Genomic DNA, 18253 nt, shown 5'->3' on the forward strand with positions numbered 1-18253 from the left:
GTCGCATGAACGTTCCGACGATCGCGGCCTGACAGGCAGTCATTGCCGCCTCAATACAGGCGGCAGGAACCGTTCGGCTTCGCCTTCGTTGAAGGTCTGCTCTTCTTCTTTCTTTAACGCATGTTGCGCTTCCTGATACGCTTTCTCAGATGTTCGCGGCGTCGTTGCGTAGATGTTCGCTACGGTCTTAGTCAAGTTGTCACGCTTCTCACGAATCTCGTCATCCCTCAGCTCGTTAAAATCTGTAAGTAGTGCCTCATATTCCTCACGTACTATCCATAGGCGATCGGCCGCCTTCTGATGTTCCTCAGCTTTCGCCGCCGGATTAAAATTCTTTGTTGCGGCATTTACAATCACGAGAGCAACGGCAAAAACCGCCCCAATAGCTTTAGCCCATGTAGGGAATACAGTCACCAAAAAACCACCCGCAGTTATTGCTGAGAGGATGAGTTGGCACCACCGGAGTCTACGGTCTTCCGCCCTTAACCGGTGCGCGTCTTTTTCATGCGCGGTGAATGTGTACACCACTTTTCCGTACCGCGTTACCAGCTCAGACCGAAGCCGCTCACGATAATCTGGCTTTAAATTGGTCACCATATATAGACTTCCATTCATCTTCTGCTAATGAATCAATACCAAGGTCTACGTCATATTGAGCCTCTTTAGCATGCTCATATGCAATATTTGCTTTTGCTGTAACATCTACGGAAAAGTCTATAGTTGAAAGACTTCCCGGAGCAAATAAGCTGGAATCGTTGCCATGTTTTACAAGGTACGCGAAGAAATCGCGAGTCATCTCCCCATATTTGGAATAGTTTTTGTACTTTTCAATTGGTACATCATTAAGCAAGAAAAAGTCATAAGCTAACGCATCGATTGCGATGCCGGAAATGTTGACATTATTGGCATTTCTCCATGCACGAAGCATGCGACATAAATCTTTGGGCGAATGCTCATAGTATGATGAAAGACTATTCAGCGCATTGATTTCATCCTTGGGATTTGTTACTTGCCATGAACCTCCGTTATGTGTGTCCGGGTAGTAATATGCATTACCAGAATCTTGGGAGAATGCAGGAACAATCTCGAAGCGAATTCCATCAGACCATTCAATAACGATAACTTGTCCATCACCTCGTAAATGCGAGTTTGAATATTTAGTTTGTATTACAGTCTTTACTTCTTGTAATAAAGCAGATTGACCATTACTGGCATAATGGTTATAACGATGGAATGTTTCAGGCGGCAGTTCTACTAGAATATCGATGTCACTGGTCGAGATTTCAGTCCCTCTGCCATAAGAACCGACGTATAAACCATGGAGCGACTCACTGGAAATGTCCCAGTAAAAAATATTTATCAGCTTGACAATGCTATGGTATCTCAAACTAATGGTATCTGTTATATCTTCATCCATGAGTAAGGATGAACAAAAGCCTTGAAATGTGGAACTTACTCCCATTTTTCTCTTTCTCGCGCTCGTTGCATTAGATGATGGTTTTCCATCGATTTACAAGTGGTTCAGGAAGTCGGTCTTGAACGTGGCAAACGAATATGCGCCATCAATGTCCATCGGGCTATTACCAAACACCATGAAATACTGATAGTTTGGTCCGGCATCGCTGGCCCACTGGTTTCCGAGTCTGAGTTTGTCACGGCTGTCGTCATTCTTCAGCTGTTCCCCCTTGGTTTCGATGACGAACAAGCGACCGCCGCGTGTCATCGCCAAAAAGTCCGGGTAGTGGTTGATGAATCCGTTGATGTAGAACTCGCCCTTGCGCCGTTCCACAACGCGATGCCACCAGATGATACCTTCGCAGTTGGCCAAAGCGTCAGCCATCTGAAGTTCCAGCTCGTTCATACCACCGTCTTCAGCTTCGTACAGCGTGCGATCGAGCGTAGTCAATGGATTGGGAAGGTACGCCGAGGATGGGAATGCGTAATCAGGCGTAATGGTGATGTCGCCACGACGGCGCTCCACATCGAACTCCCTAACGCGGAATGCATCTGCCTTGTCCTTGATTGCATGACTGATTATGGCCGCATAAGCGGATGCGTTGTCCACGTATCCTTCAAGTTCATCATCACTCATTTGGTCCACAACGCGGTTAATAAATGATTTCAAGCCGTGCGCGCCGTACAGTTTCTGCACTTGCGGGCTCATGAGGTTGGGCAGGTCCAGTTTGGCGCTCCGGCGACGGCCTTCGTTGCTGTCGCGCGCGAAAAGCTCCTTCATGCCTCGACGCTGTACATCAGATAGATTACGAACTTTGAGCTCGGAATCACTCGAGATGTCGATTTGCTTGGCGTCAGCAACATGCATAGCATCCAGTCTGATGTCTTCCGTGCCGATTTTGGCAAGCATGAAATGCTCAAGCAGGGAGTCGCGATCGAATAGTTCACCTTCAGCGTCATCCAAGTCTGAGAACAGACCGGCTTGCCGTTCGAGGCGATAACGGGGAATCCTTAGATTACGTACGGTGTCGGCCACCGTATCCCTTATGCGGAACGTGTTCATATCGTCTCCCATTCCAGTAGTGCCGCCGGCAAGGGTTTCCGCGTCATCCTTAGCGCTCTTCGCGCATTCGGCTTCGGCGGCTTCGGATGTACGAATCATTGCGTCAATGGAGACATGGCGAGTGTCCGGGACTTCCTGCGAAGACTCCGGCAGCTTCGCATTTTCATCCGGCAGGGAAATCGCCAAGTCATTGAAATCGTCAGGCTCGTCTTCGGAGCCTGTCTCGTCTTCAGTGCCCTGATGCTGCATCAACTCGTCAATTAGCCCCTGGACAGGCACCGGACCCGATGCGACACCTTCGGCTGTATCCGTCGTATCCGCCAACACGTCGCGCTTGGAGAAGCCGGCTCCATTGAGTCCGGCCACCACCTGGTCTATCGTCGCGTTGAAATCAGCGGACGAGGTCAGCACATATGACGTGTTCAATGCGCCCGACTTGGCATGCTGCGCATACGGCTGGCGCAGCACGCGGCCGACAAGCTGTTCAACGCTGGTACGCGATGTTTTATTGGCGACCGTGGCGAGCACGTAGGCAAATGGGCAATCCCAGCCTTCCGAGAGCGCTTCGACGGTTATCACGTAGCGAATCGGACATCCGCGTGCCTGGAGGTCCGTGCCTCCCAGTTCGTCCACGTCACCGGTGCGGATGGCGATATGCTCTTCGGGAATGCCTGCATCCACAAGCTTTTCCTTGAGTTTGCGGAATGTCGCAGCATTATCCGCGCCTTTGCGTTCCGCCTGAAGCAAGGCTATTGGGCGGATGTGATGCCCGGTCTTCTCCTCATTGATCGCGGCGATTTGCTCCAATCGCCTGCGCAGCATGATGGCATCCTGGATGGTTTCGGTCTTGCCGTCCCTGCGGTAGACGATGACCGGCAGCTTCACCATTTCCTCTGCCTTGAGCTCCTGTGCGGATACTCGTGCGATGACGTTGGATTTGTTGGATGGGGTGGCAGTCAACTCCAAAATGAAACAGGGATTCAAGTTGCGCAGCATCTCAATGGACAGGTTGGACTTCGCGTGGTGGGATTCATCCACCACGACAATCGGATGCATGCCCGCCAGTGCAGTGATGAGAGCCGTATCATCAGCCCCATCGACTTCCACTGCATCGCCTTGGGATTTCTGATAATTGGTCAATGCGACCAATGACGAATTCTCTGCATACGCACGTCGTCCATCCTTGTTCTTGAATGAATCATAGGAGAGTACGAAAACCGTCAACTGGTCTTCCACTGCCGGGCCATTGAGGCCACGTCCGGCAAGGCCATCCTCTTTATCAAGCACTTCGACGCGATGGGAGAAATCGCGGTCTATCGCCATACGCAGCGGATGCGACGGGTCACGCAACTGGCGAAGCGTCTGACGAAGAATCTCATTGCGTGGCACCAGCCACACCACCGCCCGCGTCTTCACGTCGAGCTCTTCGGTCAGCACATGCAGCGCGTTCGCCGCGATATAGGTCTTGCCGCCGCCTGTAGGCACCTTCACACAGACCTTCGGCGCACCGTTTACATCATCGACATACCGTCTGATGTCACCATGGCCGGAAAACAGCCCGTCCTGTGCAAGCAGCTGGTCGTAGGCGGCGGCACCAGTGCCGAGCGCCACGGTCAAACGCGCATACTCGCGGATGGTATTGAGGACTTTACGCTGGTATTTCTTCAATTCCATACTAATCACACCCTCGCAATCTGACGGGGAATCTGCTTAAAGACGATATTCAGGGCGTCAAGCCGGTCCTGCGGCAGTACGCATCGATCGGCATAGATGACGGTGGTCGAGCCACGACGCGGCAACGTGCGCAGCAGGTCATAGCCGAGCACGCTTTCATCTGCACCGTCGTAGGCAAGGTAATACACGGTGTCCGCCAACTCTCCGAGTAGATACGGGTGCTCATCGGTCAGGTTCTGGTATTCAGCCTTGGTTTCCGTGTACCAGACGTAGTGGAACAGCTCCTGACGCGGCACCTTGGGATTGAGCATTCCGTCCGGTTCAAACAGTACCGGACCGAGTTCGTAGTAGGAGAAGCCGGAATCGATGCCTGGTACTGTCTCTCCCTTGCTGGTCTCGCCAATTACGGTAAGTGTGTTGTCTATCAGCCTGGGATTGCCGACTTTGTCGTATTCGCCGGCTTCAATGGCCTGCTGTTGAGCGGCTTTCGCCTCTTCTATGTATTTCGCTGCGTTCTTCAGATTCGCTGCCGTCAGCTTCTTCTCATATACGGTCCGGGCGAATTTGGCCGACGTCTCGAACCCTTGTATGATTTTGCGGGCGCGTTCGGCGGTGATGTGATCGGCATAATCGCACATCTCCACAAGGATGAATCGCCGGTGTCCGCCATCGGCCTTGTTCGCTTCAAGCACGGCTTGGGCGGTGGTGCCGGAGCCGGCAAACGAGTCAAGGACGATGGAGTCCTTCGATGTGGCGATGTCGATGATGCGGCGAATCAGGCGGGTCGGCTTCGGTGTGTCGAACGCTGCACGCCCTTCGAACATGGCCTTGATCTCCTTGGACGCCTCATCGGTGTGACCGACCTCAGCATAGGGCCACAGGTTGGTGACGAGACGACCGCCGACGCTGTCGAGATAGGTCTTGCGGGCGATGCCGCCCTGACCGTTTCTGGTGAAGAAGAATCGAGGCCACGGGCCGCGTTCCAGTACGATGGCGGACTTCTTCTTGGATTCCTCCATTGATTCCTTCAGCATGATAGCCGGCACGTCGGGTCGAACATCGTCTGTCGCCACGCCGCATACATGGGCGCGCTTCTCCTCATCGTGAAGATTGCGCAGCTCGTAGGGGCACCAGCCGTTCATGATGTCAAGCATCACATCCTGCTGGTAGCGCCAGCAGGACCCGTTTGCGGGATACAGCAGCTCACCTGTGAACGGGTGCTGTATGGCGTACACCATTCCCTGATGCGTTGCTGCGCCGGGAGCGAATGCGTTATCCGTACGCCATGCGGATGCATCGCCATCGGGGTTCCCGTATTTGGCGTTCATCTCGGCGGTGCGTTCCAGCTTGTTGGGGTTCCAGTCGGGGTATCGGCTGTAGACGAGGATGTGCTCGACCTCGTTGACGATGCCTTTGGAATCGTTTCGGGTCGAGTAGGTGCGCTGCCATGCGATGTTCGACACGAAGCAGCTGCGGCCGAAAATCTCGTCGCATACGCTCTTGAGGACGGCCTCCTCGTTGTCGTCGATGCTGATGAAGATGACGCCAGTGTTGCTCAGCAGCAGGCGCAGCATCTGGAGACGCGGGTACATCATGCACAGCCATTTGTCATGCCGCGAGAAGTCTTCGCCTTCCTTGCCGACGACCTCGCCCAGCCAGCGGCGGATGCGCGGGTCGTTGACGTTGTCGTTGTACACCCAGCCCTCGTTGCCTGTGTTGTACGGCGGATCGATGTAGATGCAATCGACCTTACCCTCGTACTCGGGCAACAACGATTTCAACGCCTCCAGATTATCGCCGTGGATGACCTTGTTGCCATGATCGGTGCCATCAGAGGCAAGCACGCCCTTGTCTGGGACCTGGTCAAGTACACGGTACGGAACCTGGCGATGGTATCCGATGACCTTATCCTTGCCCATCCATTCCAGTGCCGGCATGCTGCATTCCTTTCCCAGCGTTACTTGACAGCACTATTGTCTCATGCGTATGGCCCATCTGCGGACTCGCCGCACATATCGCGCATCATCACCTTCTGCACATCTGTTACGGTTAAACTGTCGCGGCAGTCGATACTGACTGTGTTTAAGGTGAGACTTGGAGCGCCCATGAAGATGTTCTTTCCGAAACTTGGTCTGGATATGGCCTTTCCCCACAGGGACAAAGGGCAGCAGTCTTTAATTCGTGGACGGCATCGTGTGTCCACCACAGCGGCGACTCTTCCGTCAGGCAAGACGGCACGACTTGTGCTGATGTGGATAAGTACCAGTCTCATTCAGCAGGATGGATGCGTTGATGCCAGAACAGGACGTATAAGTCGTTCTGGCTTGCGGGAGTTTATGGCCCGGGCGGGCGTTAGCGTTGGCGGTCGGCAATACGATCGCGTAGAACGCCAGCTCTCATTACTGCTTAGCTGCCGATACTCCGAACACGACGGCCAGCGTTGGCGGTCGTTATCAGTCTCACGTCAAAACAAGCAGGGAGAAGTCGTGTTGACGCGACAGTTCATGCATCGCCTGGCCCATGTCATTAGCGTGGATTCCTCGATAGTACGGCAACTGCGGTCATCCATGTCTGTAGACCTGTACCTTATCGCACGGCGACAGCCTGCCGGAGCATCTGTTAGTTATGACGACTTGTACGCCATAACTGGTAATGGTGGGCGCAATCGTTTCAGGCAGACGGTAACCGCAGCGGCCCAAGAGCTTGAAAAGACAACAATCGGTGCTATCCGTATAGCCGCTAATGGCTTTACCGTGTTAAACGACCTCACTCCGGTGCAAGACACTGAGATGGAATGGGACGATTCGTTACCCGCACGCTGTCTCTGGCATCACGAAAATGGGCTGCGGCTATACCTGGGGGATGCAAAAGCAGTTATGAGCGAATTCCCCGCGCGAAGCATTGATTGCGTTGTCACGTCCCCGCCCTATTTCAATCAGCGAAACTACAGCGGTGGCCGTAGGGAAATAGGCCGCGAGGATACGAGCGACGCATATATTAAGAATCTCGTCGGCGTATTCCATGAGGTAAAGCGCATACTGGCGGATGACGGTACTCTGTGGCTGAATATTGATGATTGCTATTCGACAGGAGATGCACGCGACCCCGCTCCTGCGCACTCTCTGATGGGACTTCCTTGGCGGATGGCTCTCGCTATGATGCAGGATGGATGGCTGTTGCGTAACGAAGTCATCTGGCATAAAACACGAGTGCTTCCCGGCGCGTCAGGCAATCGATTGAACCATAATCATGAACAGATTTTCCTGTTCACCAAGACCGCTGAGAACGTTTACAACATAGATGATGTGCGCGTTCCTTTGACCGACGTTTCCAAGAAGAGACTCCAGTACACTAATCTTGCCGGTTCCGATCGCGGCAGCGGCGGAACCAAAACCATCAAAGCGGTCGGCGACATTGAAGTCGGTCGGAATCTAAGAGATGTCTGGCCAATATGTCCGGCTTATTCGCATGATGCTCATTTTGCCGTCTTCCCAATAGAAATACCCGAACGATGCATCAGGGCGGGATGCAAACGTAATGGCGTCGTGCTGGACCCATTCAGCGGAAGCGGCACAACCGGACTCGCAGCGCGATCGCTTGGCCGTAAGTACGTGGGCATTGACCTCAATGAGGATTACCTAATGCAATCAAAGCGAAAGATAGTGGGCAACTGACCAGAACCCATACGATAGGCCAACAAGATGGGGCGGCATCGAACGTGGATTCGATGCCGCCCCATCTATGTCCGGCTTGTCAAAACTTGTACAAAAACATGCCGACACGCCGTGGTTTTTGACAAATTTTGACAAGCGAAAATCGTTGGAATTACTTACTTTGAGACGTTGAACTTGAACTCGACGATGTCGCCGTCTTGCATGACGTAGTCGCGGCCTTCCTGGCGGAGCTTGCCCTCCTCCTTGATCTTGACCATCGAGCCGTCGGCGGCGACGAAGTCGTCGTAGGAGACGATGTCGGCCTTGATGAAGCCCTTTTCGAAGTCGGTGTGGATCACGCCGGCGGCCTGCGGGGCGGTCCAGCCCTTGTGGATCTGCCAGGCGCGCACTTCCTTCTCGCCTGCGGTCAGGAAGGTCTGCAGGCCGAGGATGTCGAAGCCGACGCGGGCCAGCTGGTCGAGGCCCGACTCCGTGAGTCCGGCGTCGGCGAGCATCTCGCGCGCATCCTCCTCGTCGAGGTCCGTGAGGTCGGCCTCGAACTGGGCGTTGAGGAACACGGCCGGGGCGGGCGCGACGGATGCGGCGAGCTTCGTCTTGAGTTCGTCGTTGGCGAGTTCGTCGTCATCCACGTTGAACACGTAGATGAACGGCTTGGCGGTCATCAGATGCAGATCGTAGATGTCGGCCTTGTCGATCTTGCCGGCGGCGGCCGCATGATCGATCGTCTCGCCGTCCTCGAGGATGGCCTTCGCCTTCTTGACGGCCTCGAGATACGCCGGCTCGATCTTCTTGCCGCGCAGGTCCTTCTCGAGCTTCGGCAGCGCGTTCTCGATGGTCTGCATGTCGGCGAGGATCAGCTCGGTGTTGATCGTGTCGATGTCGTCGGCCGGGTCGACCTTGCCGTTGACGTGGACGATGTCGTCGTCCTTGAACGCGCGCACGACCTCGCAGATCGCGTCGGCCTCGCGGATGTTGGCGAGGAACTTGTTGCCGAGGCCTTCGCCTTCGGACGCGCCCTTGACGATGCCGGCGATGTCGACGAACGTGACGGTGGCGGGCACGACCTTCTCGGTGTGCACGAGCTTGGCGAGCACGGGCAGGCGCTTGTCGGGCAGCGGCACGATGCCGGTGTTCGGCTCGATGGTGGCGAACGGATAGTTTTCCGCGAGGACATTGTTGCGCGTCAGCGCGTTGAACATGGTGGACTTGCCGACGTTCGGCAGACCGACGATTCCGATAGTAAGAGACATGAGTCCCAGTATTGGCGGCATCGTGGACACGTCGGGCTCGCGTTTGTCGGCATCGTCACCGGTACCGTCGTTCGTCCATGTCGAGAACGGACAACCAGCCGAGACCACGTACCGGATCGGCTGGTTGTCCGTTGAAAAAATAGCCAGAAACGAACGCTCATACGAGGAGCGGCATTCCGATCCGAGGCATATGCTCCCGCATACGTTACGCAATACGAATAACGGACATACAGCCAATTCGCCCGGGTGGATCGGCTGTATGTCCGTTAAGAAAAAGACGTCACGGGAAAGCGTTACGGCAGAACGCCGCGAGAAAACAGCGCCGCTGCACGACTCCCCCGCCCCGTCACTCCTTGGTGACCTTGTACAGGATCGGGTTGCTCTGGAAGTCGAACTCGACGTTCTTCAAGCCCGGCACAGACACGCCGACCGTGTTGGTGTACCACAGCGGGATCGACGGCAGGTCGTCAAGCAGGTACTCCTCGCCCTCCTGGTAGTACTGGTTCGCCTCGTCGATGCTGGACGCGGCGGCGGCCTTGTCCATCGCCTCGTCGAACGCGGGGTTCTTGTAGTCGCTCGAGTTGCCGCCCTTGCCGTCCGCGGCCTTCGACGCATACAGCTGCACGAGATAGTTTTCGGCGGACGGATAGTCGGGCGACCAGCCGCCGCGGTACATGCCGCCAAGCTTGCGCTCGTCCATCGCGGTGTAGTAGTCCTTGCTGGTCGGGTACGGGTTGACCTTCACGTCGATGCCGAGGTTGTTGCGCAGGTTGTTGGCGATCGCTTCGATCCAGTCCTTGACGGGCGCGTCGGACGGGTAGTCGATCTCGAGCGAGCCGCTCCACTGGCTGATCGCGTCGGCCTGAGCCCACAGCTTCTTCGCCTCGGCGGCGTCGAACCGGATGTTGTCCTTGTTCTTCAGCGAGTCGCTGTAGCCGGAGATGGTGGGCGCGATGAAGTCGTTGGCCTCGGTGGCGGTGCCGTGCAGGATCTTCGCGATGATCGTCTTGCGGTCGATGGCCTTGGAGATGGCCTGGCGGCGCAGCTTGCCCTCCTGGTCGTAGGTGATGTGGTTGCTCTTGGCGGGGAACATCATGGCCACGAAGCTCGAGCCGGGTTCGTTGTACGCCTTGACGCGGCTGTTCTTCTGGAAGGTGCCGAGCGCGCTGGACGGCAGGCTGGTGAGGATGTCGAGGTTGCCGGACTGCACGTCGGAGTATGCGGCGGCGGTGTCGTTGTACAGCTTGAAGTCGATACCGTCGTTCTGCGCCTTGCGCGGGCCGTTGTAGTCCTTGTTCTTCGTCAGCGTGATGTTGTGGCTGTGCGACCATTCCTTCAGCACGTACGGGCCGTTGCCGATCGGCTTGTCCTCGTAGGCCTTCGGGTCCTTGTAGAACGAGTCGGGCAGCGGGAAGAACGCGCAGTAGCCGAGTTTGAGCGGGAACACGGAGTCGGGCTGCGACATGTGCACGACGAACGTGTGGTCGTCCTTGACCTCGAGGCCGGACAGCTGCGCGTCGCTGGCCACGCCCTCCTTCTGCAGGTCGTCGTAGCCGGCGATGGTGGAGAAGAACGACGCGCCGAGCTGCGCATTGGTCACGTTGGCCGTGTAGCTCCACGCACGGGTGAAGGATTCGGCGGTGACGTCGGTGCCATCCGAGAACTTCCAGCCGTCGTTGAGGGTGATGGTGAACTCGGTGGAGTTGTCGTTCGCCTCGATGCTTTTGGCGACCTCGTTGCGAGTGGATCCGTCGCTGTTGTAGCTGACGAGGCCGGAGTACATGAGGTTGACGATCTGCGCGGCGTTGCCGTCGAGCGTCTGTCCCGGGGTGAGCGGGTTGGTGGGCTCCTTGCTGCCCACGGTGATGATCTGTCCCTCCTGGGCGGTGGTCGAGCCCTTGCTCGATCCGCAGCCGGACAGGGCCATGCCCATCGCGCACAGTGCGGCGATCGCCGCGGCGATCTTCTTGCCGGTCATCATGGTGTCATCCTTTCTCCTGAAGATGAGTTCGGCCGCCGTCGCGATCGCACGCGGACACAGCGCACAGCACCTAGTACCCAGTACTCAGCACTCGCGTGACGATCGCGACGGCGGCCGAATATCGCCCATTATTCACGGGCGAGGTTTCGTGCGGCCGATGATTCCACTATGCGGAGCGTACGGCCTTCCGATCGTACGCTCCGGCGGAGCGGCGAACCGTCATTCGGCGCAGGCCGCCTCGTGGTCGAGGAAGCTCTGCAGATAGTCCTCCGGACCGTGCGCGGCGAGCCACGCCTCGATCTCGTCGGGCGTGCGGGCGAACGTGGTCAGCAGCTTGGTCACGCCGTCCTCGTCGACCACGAGGTCGTCTTCGATGCGTGCGCCGATGCCGCGGTAGCGTTCGGGCACCATCTCGTCGGCCGCGTCGAAGTACAGGCCCGGTTCGAGCGTGAACACCATGCCGGGCTTGAGCGGCGCGTCCGGGTAGAACTCGTTGCGCGCGCGGTAGGCGTCGTGGCAGTCGAGGCCGAGATGATGGCCGGTGCCGTGGTACAGCCAACGGTTGTACTGGTGGCCGTCGGGGCGCAGCGCCTCCTCGGCACTCACGGGCAGGATGCCGAGCTTCTCGAGCGAATGCGCGATGGACACCATGACGGCGTCCATCATGTCGTGGTAGACGGCGCCTGGCTTGTTGGCGGCGGCGATGGCCGCGTCGGCGGAGTCGAGCACGGCCTGGTAGATCTCGCGCTGTTCCTTGGTGAACTTGCCGTTGACCGGGAAGGTGCGCGTGATGTCGGCGCTGTACAGCGAGTCGAGTTCGATGCCGGCGTCGAGCAGGAACAGCTCGCCGTCCTTGAGTGCGTGGTCGTTGGCGTGGTAGTCGAGGATCGTGGCGCGCGGGCCGGAGGCGGCGTTCGTTTCGAAGGAGATGTAGTTGCCTTCGTAGCGGCACGAGTGGGTGAACGTCGCCTCGAGCAGGCGTTCGCCGCGCTTGACCTGGCGGGCGATCGGCAGGATGTCGGCCACACGGTCGAAGCCGCGCTGCGTGGCTTCGACGGCCTTGCGAATCTCGGCGACCTCGCGTGGCGTCTTGATGATGCGGCATTCGTCCTCGGCCTGTTCGAGCACGGCGTCGTAGGCGCGGTTGGCGTCCGCGTCGCCGAGACCGGACTCCTCGCGCACCTTGTTGACGAGCGCGTCGATGCTTGGATCGTAGCCGCGCAGCAGACGGATGTGGATGCCGTCGGGGCCGGCGCCGGCGCGCAGCGCGTCCTCGAGTTCGGTACGGTCCTTGATGTCGAGGCCGGTCATGATGTGGAAGTCCTCGGGCAGCGGGCGCGGGCCGACCCAGAACTCACCGTGCTTCGAGTCGGAGAAGAAGCGCGGGTTGGAGCGGTCGATGGCCGGCTCCAGATAGATCGTGGCGTGGTAGCCGGCGGTGCCGTCGTCGTTGAGCACCGGGTCGAGCACGAGCGCGGAGTCGGCCTCGAGGTCGCGGCCAAGGCCGGTCAGGTGGGCGTATGCGGTGCCAGTGCGGAACAGGAAGTCGATGTCCCAGGTGCGGTGGCGCACGGTGCCGGCGGGGATCACAAGCCGCTCCCCCGGCAGCTTGGAGACGAGTTCGGCGCGGTGCTTGGCCGCATCGTCGGCGAACGGGCTGCGCTCGTACGTCTTCTTGGTCGGATTCGGTCCCCAGTGCTTGAAGATGATGTCCTCGAAGCCCTTGCCGCTGAGCTTGAGGCCGCCGCCGCGGCGTCCGGCCTGCGGCGCGGCGTCGTTGCCGGCGGCGATGGCGTTGAGCTTCGCGAGCGTTGCCTTGTCGTATTGCGTGTCAGCCATGGATCATGTCCTTTCGTTGTGGCGGTGGCGTCGCGTGCGCGGCGCCACCATGTGCTTGTGACACTGCTTCCTGTTCAGTTGTATGGGCGCGGCTTGTGGCCGCACGGATGGATTCGGGAGCGGGACCGGCGGCCGGATCGCCATCGCGGGACGGGATGGCGGTACCGCTGCCGCCGGCCCTCCCCCGCCGTCACGCCTCGGCGGACGGGTCGACGCCGGTCAGATCGGCGATGTAACGCTGCGGGTTGTGCTCGGCCATCCACGCCTCGATGCCGTCCGGATCGCGCGGCACGCCGTCGCTGAGGATGACGACCTCGCCGGATTCGGTGACGAGCAGGTTGTCCTCGAGGCGCACGCCGATGCCGCGGTACTCCTCCGGCACGAGCAGGTCGTTGTCGTGGAAGTACAGGCCAGGCTCCATGGTGAACACCATGCCGGGCTTGAGTTCGGCGTTCGGATAGTATTCGTCGCGCGCGTGCTGGGCGTCATGGCAGTCGAGGCCGAGATGGTGGCCGGTGCCGTGGTACAGCCAGCGGCAGTGCTGCTGGCCGTTGGGCTTGAGGGATTCCTCGGCGCTGACGGGCAGGATGCCCATGTCCTCGAGCGAATGCGCGATGGAGTCCATGGCGGCGGCCATGAGGTCATGGTAGTGTGCGCCCGGCTTGTTGGCGGCGGCGATGGCCGCGTTCGACGCGTCGAGCACGGCCTGGGCGACGCGGCGCTGCGCGGGCGAGTACTTGCCGCTGACGGGCAGGGTACGGGTCACGTCGGCCGCGTACAGGTACTGCGATTCGGCGCCGGCGTCGAGCACGACGGCATCGGTCGCGGCGACCGGATGGTTGTTGATCATGTAGTGCAGGAACGTGGAGCGGCGGCCGGAGCCGACGACGGTTTCGAACGACACGTCGTTGGCCTCGAAGCGGCAAGAGCCCATGAACACGCTTTCGATGAGGCGTTCGCCGCGCTTGACCTTGGGGGCGAGCGAGATGACGTCGGCGACGCGTTCAAAGCCGCGTTCGGTGGCGCGGATGGCCTGGCGGATCTGGTCGATTTCGGCGGGCGTCTTGATGACGCGCAGTTCGTCCTCGCGCTCCTCGAGCACCTGGTCGAGCGGCAGGTTCGCCTTCAGGTCGCCGAGGCCGCTCGCCTCGCGGATGCCGTCGACCAGCGCCTCGACGGCCGGGTCAGCGCCGCGGAAGACGCGCAGGCGGATGCCGTCGGCGCCGGCGTTCGCGGCGAGAGCGTCCTTGAGTCCGGCGATGTCGCGGGTCTCGATGCCGGTCATGGTCTCGAAGTCGGCGAGGGTGGGGGCCGGGCCGACCCAGAACTCGCCGTGCATGGCGTCGGCGTAGAAGCGCTTGTCGTCGTGGCCGATCGGCGGGGCGACGTACAGCGTGTCGTGGTGGCCGACGGTGCCGTCCTCGCGCACGACCGGGTCGATGACGAGCACCGGGCCGGGTTCGATGTCACCGCCGAGGCCGGTGAGGTGGGCGAACGGCGTGCTGACGCGGAAGTTGTAGGTCACGTCGTTGGTGCGGAAGCGGATCGCGCCGGCGGGGATCACCAGACGTTCGCCGGGCAGCGCGGCGGCGAAATCGTCGCGGTGCTTGGCCGCGTCGTCGGCCAGCGGGCTGCGCGTCACCTCCTCGCGCGGGCTGTCGCCCCAGTGGTCGAAGATCAGCTGGTCGAAGCCGGCTCCGCGGATGCGCAAGCCGCCCGCGGTCTTGCCCTTCTGCGGTTCGGTCGCGTTGCCGGCCGCCGCCGCGCGCAGCACGGACAGTGCGTCGCCGTTGCTTTCGGTGCTCGTCATAGTGGTGTCCCTTCTGTTGATATCGGTGATATCTGTGCACCGGCCGGAACATCGGCGAAGCGTCCGTCCCGGCCGGCAAGTGTGTCTAGCCGCGCGGCGTCCCGTCGATGTCGAACAGGTCGAGGCCGCGCGCCCACGGTTCGGGCAGATGCTCTTCCGGGTAGATCTCGGCCATGAATTCGTAGGCCTGCGGATCGTAGCGTTTGAGCTCCTCGCGCGTGTTGACCGGGCCGCGCACCTCCCAGCTGCCGTCGGGGCTTTCCTCCATCACGTCGAACCAGATAGTGGTGAGCGTGGCGAAGAACTCCTCGTGGTTGCTGATGGCGTAGGTGCCGGGCCACAGTCCGGCGTCCTTGCTGTGGCGGTAGATCTCGCCGAAGCGGCGGTAGCGTTCGCCGCCGTGCGCGAACTTGAGGCCGATCAGGTGGATGCCGTGCGCGAACTCGTGCGCGAGGATCGACTCGTTGCGGTACTTGGTGGTGATCGGGCCGTCGAGCATGCGCAGCACGTTGGTTTCGGCGATGGACGCGGCCGGGTTGCCCTCGCAGGCGCCGTAGCCGGCGACCGGGTAAGGCGCGACCTTGTAGCCCATGCGGTGCTCGGGCACGTCGAACGCGTCCTCGTGGGGGCCGTACACGGACAGGGTCACGCCGAAGTTGGTGAGCACCTTGGCCTCCTCGGGCAGTTTGGCGAGCATCACGTCGACCATCGCGCACGCCTTGTCGCGCGCCTCCTGCGAGGTGTCGTCGCCGGACTTGATGAGGATGCCGCTAGCGGTGCGCTGGAAGTGCGTGTAGTACGGGTGGTACTGCGCGCGGAACGTCCGGCCGGTGACGGGCCGGCCGTCGGCGGCGGCGAGCGGCGCGTTGAAGCTGATGGCGATGTCGTCGAAATCCTTGACGCGCATCGGGCGGATGGGGCTGACGGTGGTGCGGCGGATCTCCTTCTGGTAGAGGGTGCCGCTCTGCCATTCCATGCTGGGATCCCAGACGAACAGCGGCATGGGGGCGCCGCGGAAGGTGAGGTTGTAGACGTCGATGCGGTCGGCTTCGACCATGTCGACGGGCCAGATGATCTCAAGATGGTCTTCGTCGACCAGGTTGACGGCGAGCGGCGAGACGGTGCCCGGTTCCTCGCCTGCTTCGTATGCGGATAGTGCTGATGCTGTCATGACGACTCCTTCGTACGTCGGCGGATGCGCGTGGCGCGCCCGCACGGGGACAGGTTGATCAGATCGATGGGTTGATCAGGTTAATAGTAAGGCGGCCGACCGCCGGACGAGGTGGAAGAATCTGTCGTTCAGGTACACGACTGTACGCACCTTGTCCGTCGGCCGGCCGCCTTGATCGCTCAATGGTCGAGGGTGACCGGTATCGGCGACCCGGCTCACTCGCCCATGATGGCGGCTTGCATCTTGTTGCGGAACAGGAAGATGAGCAGGGAGACCGCGAGCTCGAAGATCGCGATGATCCAGAACATCGGCAGCTGCGCGTCGAGCGTCTGGAGCTGGCCGAAGATGATCAGCGAGATCGCGGTGCCGATGGCGGCCGACAGCGTGAAACCGGTCTGCATCTGGGTCTCGTAGGACTTCGGGGCGGCGGCGGCGATCATGGAGGTCGCGGCGACGCCGTACGGGAAGCCGCCGAAGTTGCCGATGATGTAGTAGATGAGGATGAAGATCACCGAGTACTTCGCGGTGCTCGGGAAGAGCACGACGGTCGGCACGATGAGCAGCAGGTTCGAGATGCCGGAGAAGGCGAAGCCGAACCACAGGCGGTCGACGGACTTCCAGTTGGCGCCGATCTTGGTGGCCCACAGCCAGCTGTAGAAGACGCCGGCAAGCAGGGCCACGATGGCGACGATGGTGTTGAACGAACCCGGCGCGATCTCAATGCCGAAGAAGTCGCGGTTGATGCGCTGGTCGAGGAACATGAGCAGCGTGGTGCCCTGCAGCTGGTAGTCGACGCCGATGACGATCTGCATGAGGATGATCGGCGAGACCGCGCCGAGGCGGCGGCGCTCGGTGCCCTTGATGCGCTTCGAGGTCCAGATCACGGCGAAGAAGCCGATGGCGACCAGGAAGGTGAAGGAGCTGACGGTGCTGGCGAACGTGCCGATGGTGGCCTTGCCGGTGCCGACGGCGAGGGCGATCGCGACGGCGAGGATGACCACGACGGCGATGGCGATCTTACCGAACTTCTTCTTCTCGGCGTCGCTCAGCGGACGGGACGGCTTGGCGCCGAGGGAGCCGAAGAAGGCCTTGCCCGGCAGGCCGATGGCGGCGGCGTACAGGAAGGCCGCGATGGCGCCGATCAGGAAGCCCCAGTGGTAGTTGACGAGGCCGAGCTGCGCGGCGATCACCGGGGTCGCGAAGCCGGCGATGTTGTTCGCGATGGTGTGCATGGCGTATGCGCCGTCACGACGGCCGTCCTTGCGGTGGAACAGCAGGCCGGTCAGCGAGTAGTTGGACGCGCCCATGATCGGCAGGTTGATGAGGATCATGCCAATGATGGCGAACACGCGGCCCTGCGACAGCGAGAACGCCGGGATGGCGAGGATGCCGCAGGCGATGCCCTTGGCGATGTTGCCGATGACCAGCGCCTTGCGGGCGCCGAACACGCGGTCGGCCAGCCACGAGCCGACAATGCCGAACATCGAATTGATGGCGCCAGTGGCGGCGATGAGCTGCGCGGCCTCGCCCTGGGTGAAGCCCAGGCCCTTGGTCCACGGCGAGTACAGATAGTAGATGCAGACCGCGAAGAACGCGCCCCAGCAGATCGAGTTGAAGAAGTTGCCGGCGGCCAGCGACGCGATGCCCTTCGGATATCCGAAGAACGAATGGTCGTTGCGCAGCTCGTTCAGTTCCTGTTCCTCGGCGGAAGTGACCTTCTCGCCGTCTTCGTCCACAACCAGTTTCTCGTCGTCATTGACGCCAACGGGCGATTGCTTGTCGGACATTTCTTACCTCCTTGAAAGGTCGGCTGTAAGCCTGTCTCTGTACGCCTTTTGCAAAGCGTTAACTGAAACTTAACCCGTGCCGATGCCCCCGCAAGGTGAAGACATGTCATAAAAAGTGGACTATTTTTCGACTGTCATGCACGAAACCTTCACGTTACACGAGCGATACACGATCGACCCGCCATCGTCACATGCCGCGACGTCCCTCACCTCAACGGACATACAGCCGATCTGCCTACCCGAATCGGCTGTATGTCCGTTAAGGTAGACGCATCAGAAGCACAGAACCGCCCCCGCACTTCCGCTTTTCTCAACGGACATACAGCCGATTTACCCAGCCAAATCGGCTGTATGTCCGTTGAGAAAGTGTTGAGGAGGGAAGGGGCGCATATCCGTTTACGGGGACGAAAACCTAAGAACAACATGTAATGTCTCGGGGCCTAAATGACGCATGTGTCGGGGCATGGTTGACGGTATGTCCTGGGGCATGGTTGACACATGCGTCATGTCGGTGTCATTCAACTGTCGGTTTGTTTCTTGGCCGGAGCT

General features: G+C 59.8%; 11 protein-coding genes. 1 reads left to right on the forward strand and 10 read right to left on the reverse strand.

What is annotated here, in order from left to right:
- Positions 1-39 precede the first annotated feature (39 nt).
- Genes DSM100688_RS11300 through DSM100688_RS11315 form a run of 4 tightly spaced genes read right to left on the reverse strand, consistent with a single transcriptional unit; the run spans position 40 to position 6129 of the window.
- On the reverse strand, positions 40-597 hold the full coding sequence (locus DSM100688_RS11300) for an SLATT domain-containing protein (RefSeq protein ID WP_158276263.1): 558 nt from the start codon (positions 595-597) through the stop codon (positions 40-42).
- Complete coding sequence (locus tag DSM100688_RS11305; protein ID WP_109056674.1) at positions 566-1462, reverse strand: SMODS domain-containing nucleotidyltransferase; 897 nt, start codon at positions 1460-1462, stop codon at positions 566-568. Before DSM100688_RS11305 ends, DSM100688_RS11300 begins: the two co-directional genes overlap by 32 nt.
- A gap of 48 nt (positions 1463-1510) precedes the next feature.
- The gene (locus tag DSM100688_RS11310) at positions 1511-4192 is read right to left on the reverse strand and encodes a DEAD/DEAH box helicase (RefSeq protein ID WP_152359188.1); all 2682 of its coding nucleotides are present in this window, start codon (positions 4190-4192) and stop codon (positions 1511-1513) included.
- A gap of 5 nt (positions 4193-4197) precedes the next feature.
- Entirely contained in the window at positions 4198-6129 is a 1932-nt protein-coding gene (locus DSM100688_RS11315; RefSeq protein WP_109056676.1) for a site-specific DNA-methyltransferase, read from the reverse strand.
- A gap of 168 nt (positions 6130-6297) precedes the next feature.
- Between DSM100688_RS11315 and DSM100688_RS11320 the strand changes: the two genes are divergently transcribed.
- A complete protein-coding gene (locus DSM100688_RS11320; RefSeq protein WP_158276264.1) occupies positions 6298-7866 on the forward strand; it encodes a DNA-methyltransferase in 1569 nt (522 codons plus the stop codon).
- Between the two features lie 155 nt (positions 7867-8021).
- On the opposite strand, the gene ychF is transcribed toward DSM100688_RS11320, so the two are convergent.
- From ychF to DSM100688_RS11350, 6 genes are all read right to left on the reverse strand, one after another.
- Positions 8022-9116, reverse strand: coding sequence for a redox-regulated ATPase YchF (ychF, locus tag DSM100688_RS11325; protein ID WP_152359189.1), 1095 nt, complete (start codon positions 9114-9116; stop codon positions 8022-8024).
- A 346-nt stretch (positions 9117-9462) separates the two neighbouring features.
- On the reverse strand, positions 9463-11097 hold the full coding sequence (locus DSM100688_RS11330) for a peptide ABC transporter substrate-binding protein (protein ID WP_239519461.1): 1635 nt from the start codon (positions 11095-11097) through the stop codon (positions 9463-9465).
- A gap of 219 nt (positions 11098-11316) precedes the next feature.
- Entirely contained in the window at positions 11317-12936 is a 1620-nt protein-coding gene (locus DSM100688_RS11335) for an aminopeptidase P family protein (protein WP_152359190.1), read from the reverse strand.
- A 190-nt stretch (positions 12937-13126) separates the two neighbouring features.
- Positions 13127-14746, reverse strand: coding sequence for an aminopeptidase P family protein (locus tag DSM100688_RS11340; protein ID WP_152359191.1), 1620 nt, complete (start codon positions 14744-14746; stop codon positions 13127-13129).
- 85 nt (positions 14747-14831) lie between these two features.
- Positions 14832-15917 carry a hypothetical protein gene (locus tag DSM100688_RS11345; RefSeq protein WP_152359192.1) on the reverse strand — a complete coding sequence of 362 codons (1086 nt, stop codon included), beginning with the start codon at positions 15915-15917 and terminating at the stop codon, positions 14832-14834.
- A gap of 215 nt (positions 15918-16132) precedes the next feature.
- Positions 16133-17704, reverse strand: coding sequence for an MFS transporter (locus DSM100688_RS11350; protein WP_152359193.1), 1572 nt, complete (start codon positions 17702-17704; stop codon positions 16133-16135).
- Positions 17705-18253: the final 549 nt, after the last annotated feature.

The sequence above is a fragment of the Bifidobacterium ramosum genome (genome assembly GCF_009299505.1).
Taxonomy (GTDB): Bacteria; Actinomycetota; Actinomycetes; order Actinomycetales; family Bifidobacteriaceae; genus Bifidobacterium; species Bifidobacterium ramosum.

Bases quoted from the DNA above. Each gene is read 5' to 3' on its own strand.
- DSM100688_RS11300 (WP_158276263.1), bottom strand. From the start codon at position 597: ATGGTGACCAATTTAAAGCCAGATTATCGTGAGCGGCTTCGGTCTGAG.
- DSM100688_RS11305 (WP_109056674.1), bottom strand. From the start codon at position 1,462: ATGGGAGTAAGTTCCACATTTCAAGGCTTTTGTTCATCCTTACTCATG.
- DSM100688_RS11310 (WP_152359188.1), bottom strand. From the start codon at position 4,192: ATGGAATTGAAGAAATACCAGCGTAAAGTCCTCAATACCATCCGCGAG.
- DSM100688_RS11315 (WP_109056676.1), bottom strand. From the start codon at position 6,129: ATGCCGGCACTGGAATGGATGGGCAAGGATAAGGTCATCGGATACCAT.
- DSM100688_RS11320 (WP_158276264.1), top strand. From the start codon at position 6,298: ATGAAGATGTTCTTTCCGAAACTTGGTCTGGATATGGCCTTTCCCCAC.
- ychF (WP_152359189.1), bottom strand. From the start codon at position 9,116: ATGTCTCTTACTATCGGAATCGTCGGTCTGCCGAACGTCGGCAAGTCC.
- DSM100688_RS11330 (WP_239519461.1), bottom strand. From the start codon at position 11,097: ATGATGACCGGCAAGAAGATCGCCGCGGCGATCGCCGCACTGTGCGCG.
- DSM100688_RS11335 (WP_152359190.1), bottom strand. From the start codon at position 12,936: ATGGCTGACACGCAATACGACAAGGCAACGCTCGCGAAGCTCAACGCC.
- DSM100688_RS11340 (WP_152359191.1), bottom strand. From the start codon at position 14,746: ATGACGAGCACCGAAAGCAACGGCGACGCACTGTCCGTGCTGCGCGCG.
- DSM100688_RS11345 (WP_152359192.1), bottom strand. From the start codon at position 15,917: ATGACAGCATCAGCACTATCCGCATACGAAGCAGGCGAGGAACCGGGC.
- DSM100688_RS11350 (WP_152359193.1), bottom strand. From the start codon at position 17,704: ATGTCCGACAAGCAATCGCCCGTTGGCGTCAATGACGACGAGAAACTG.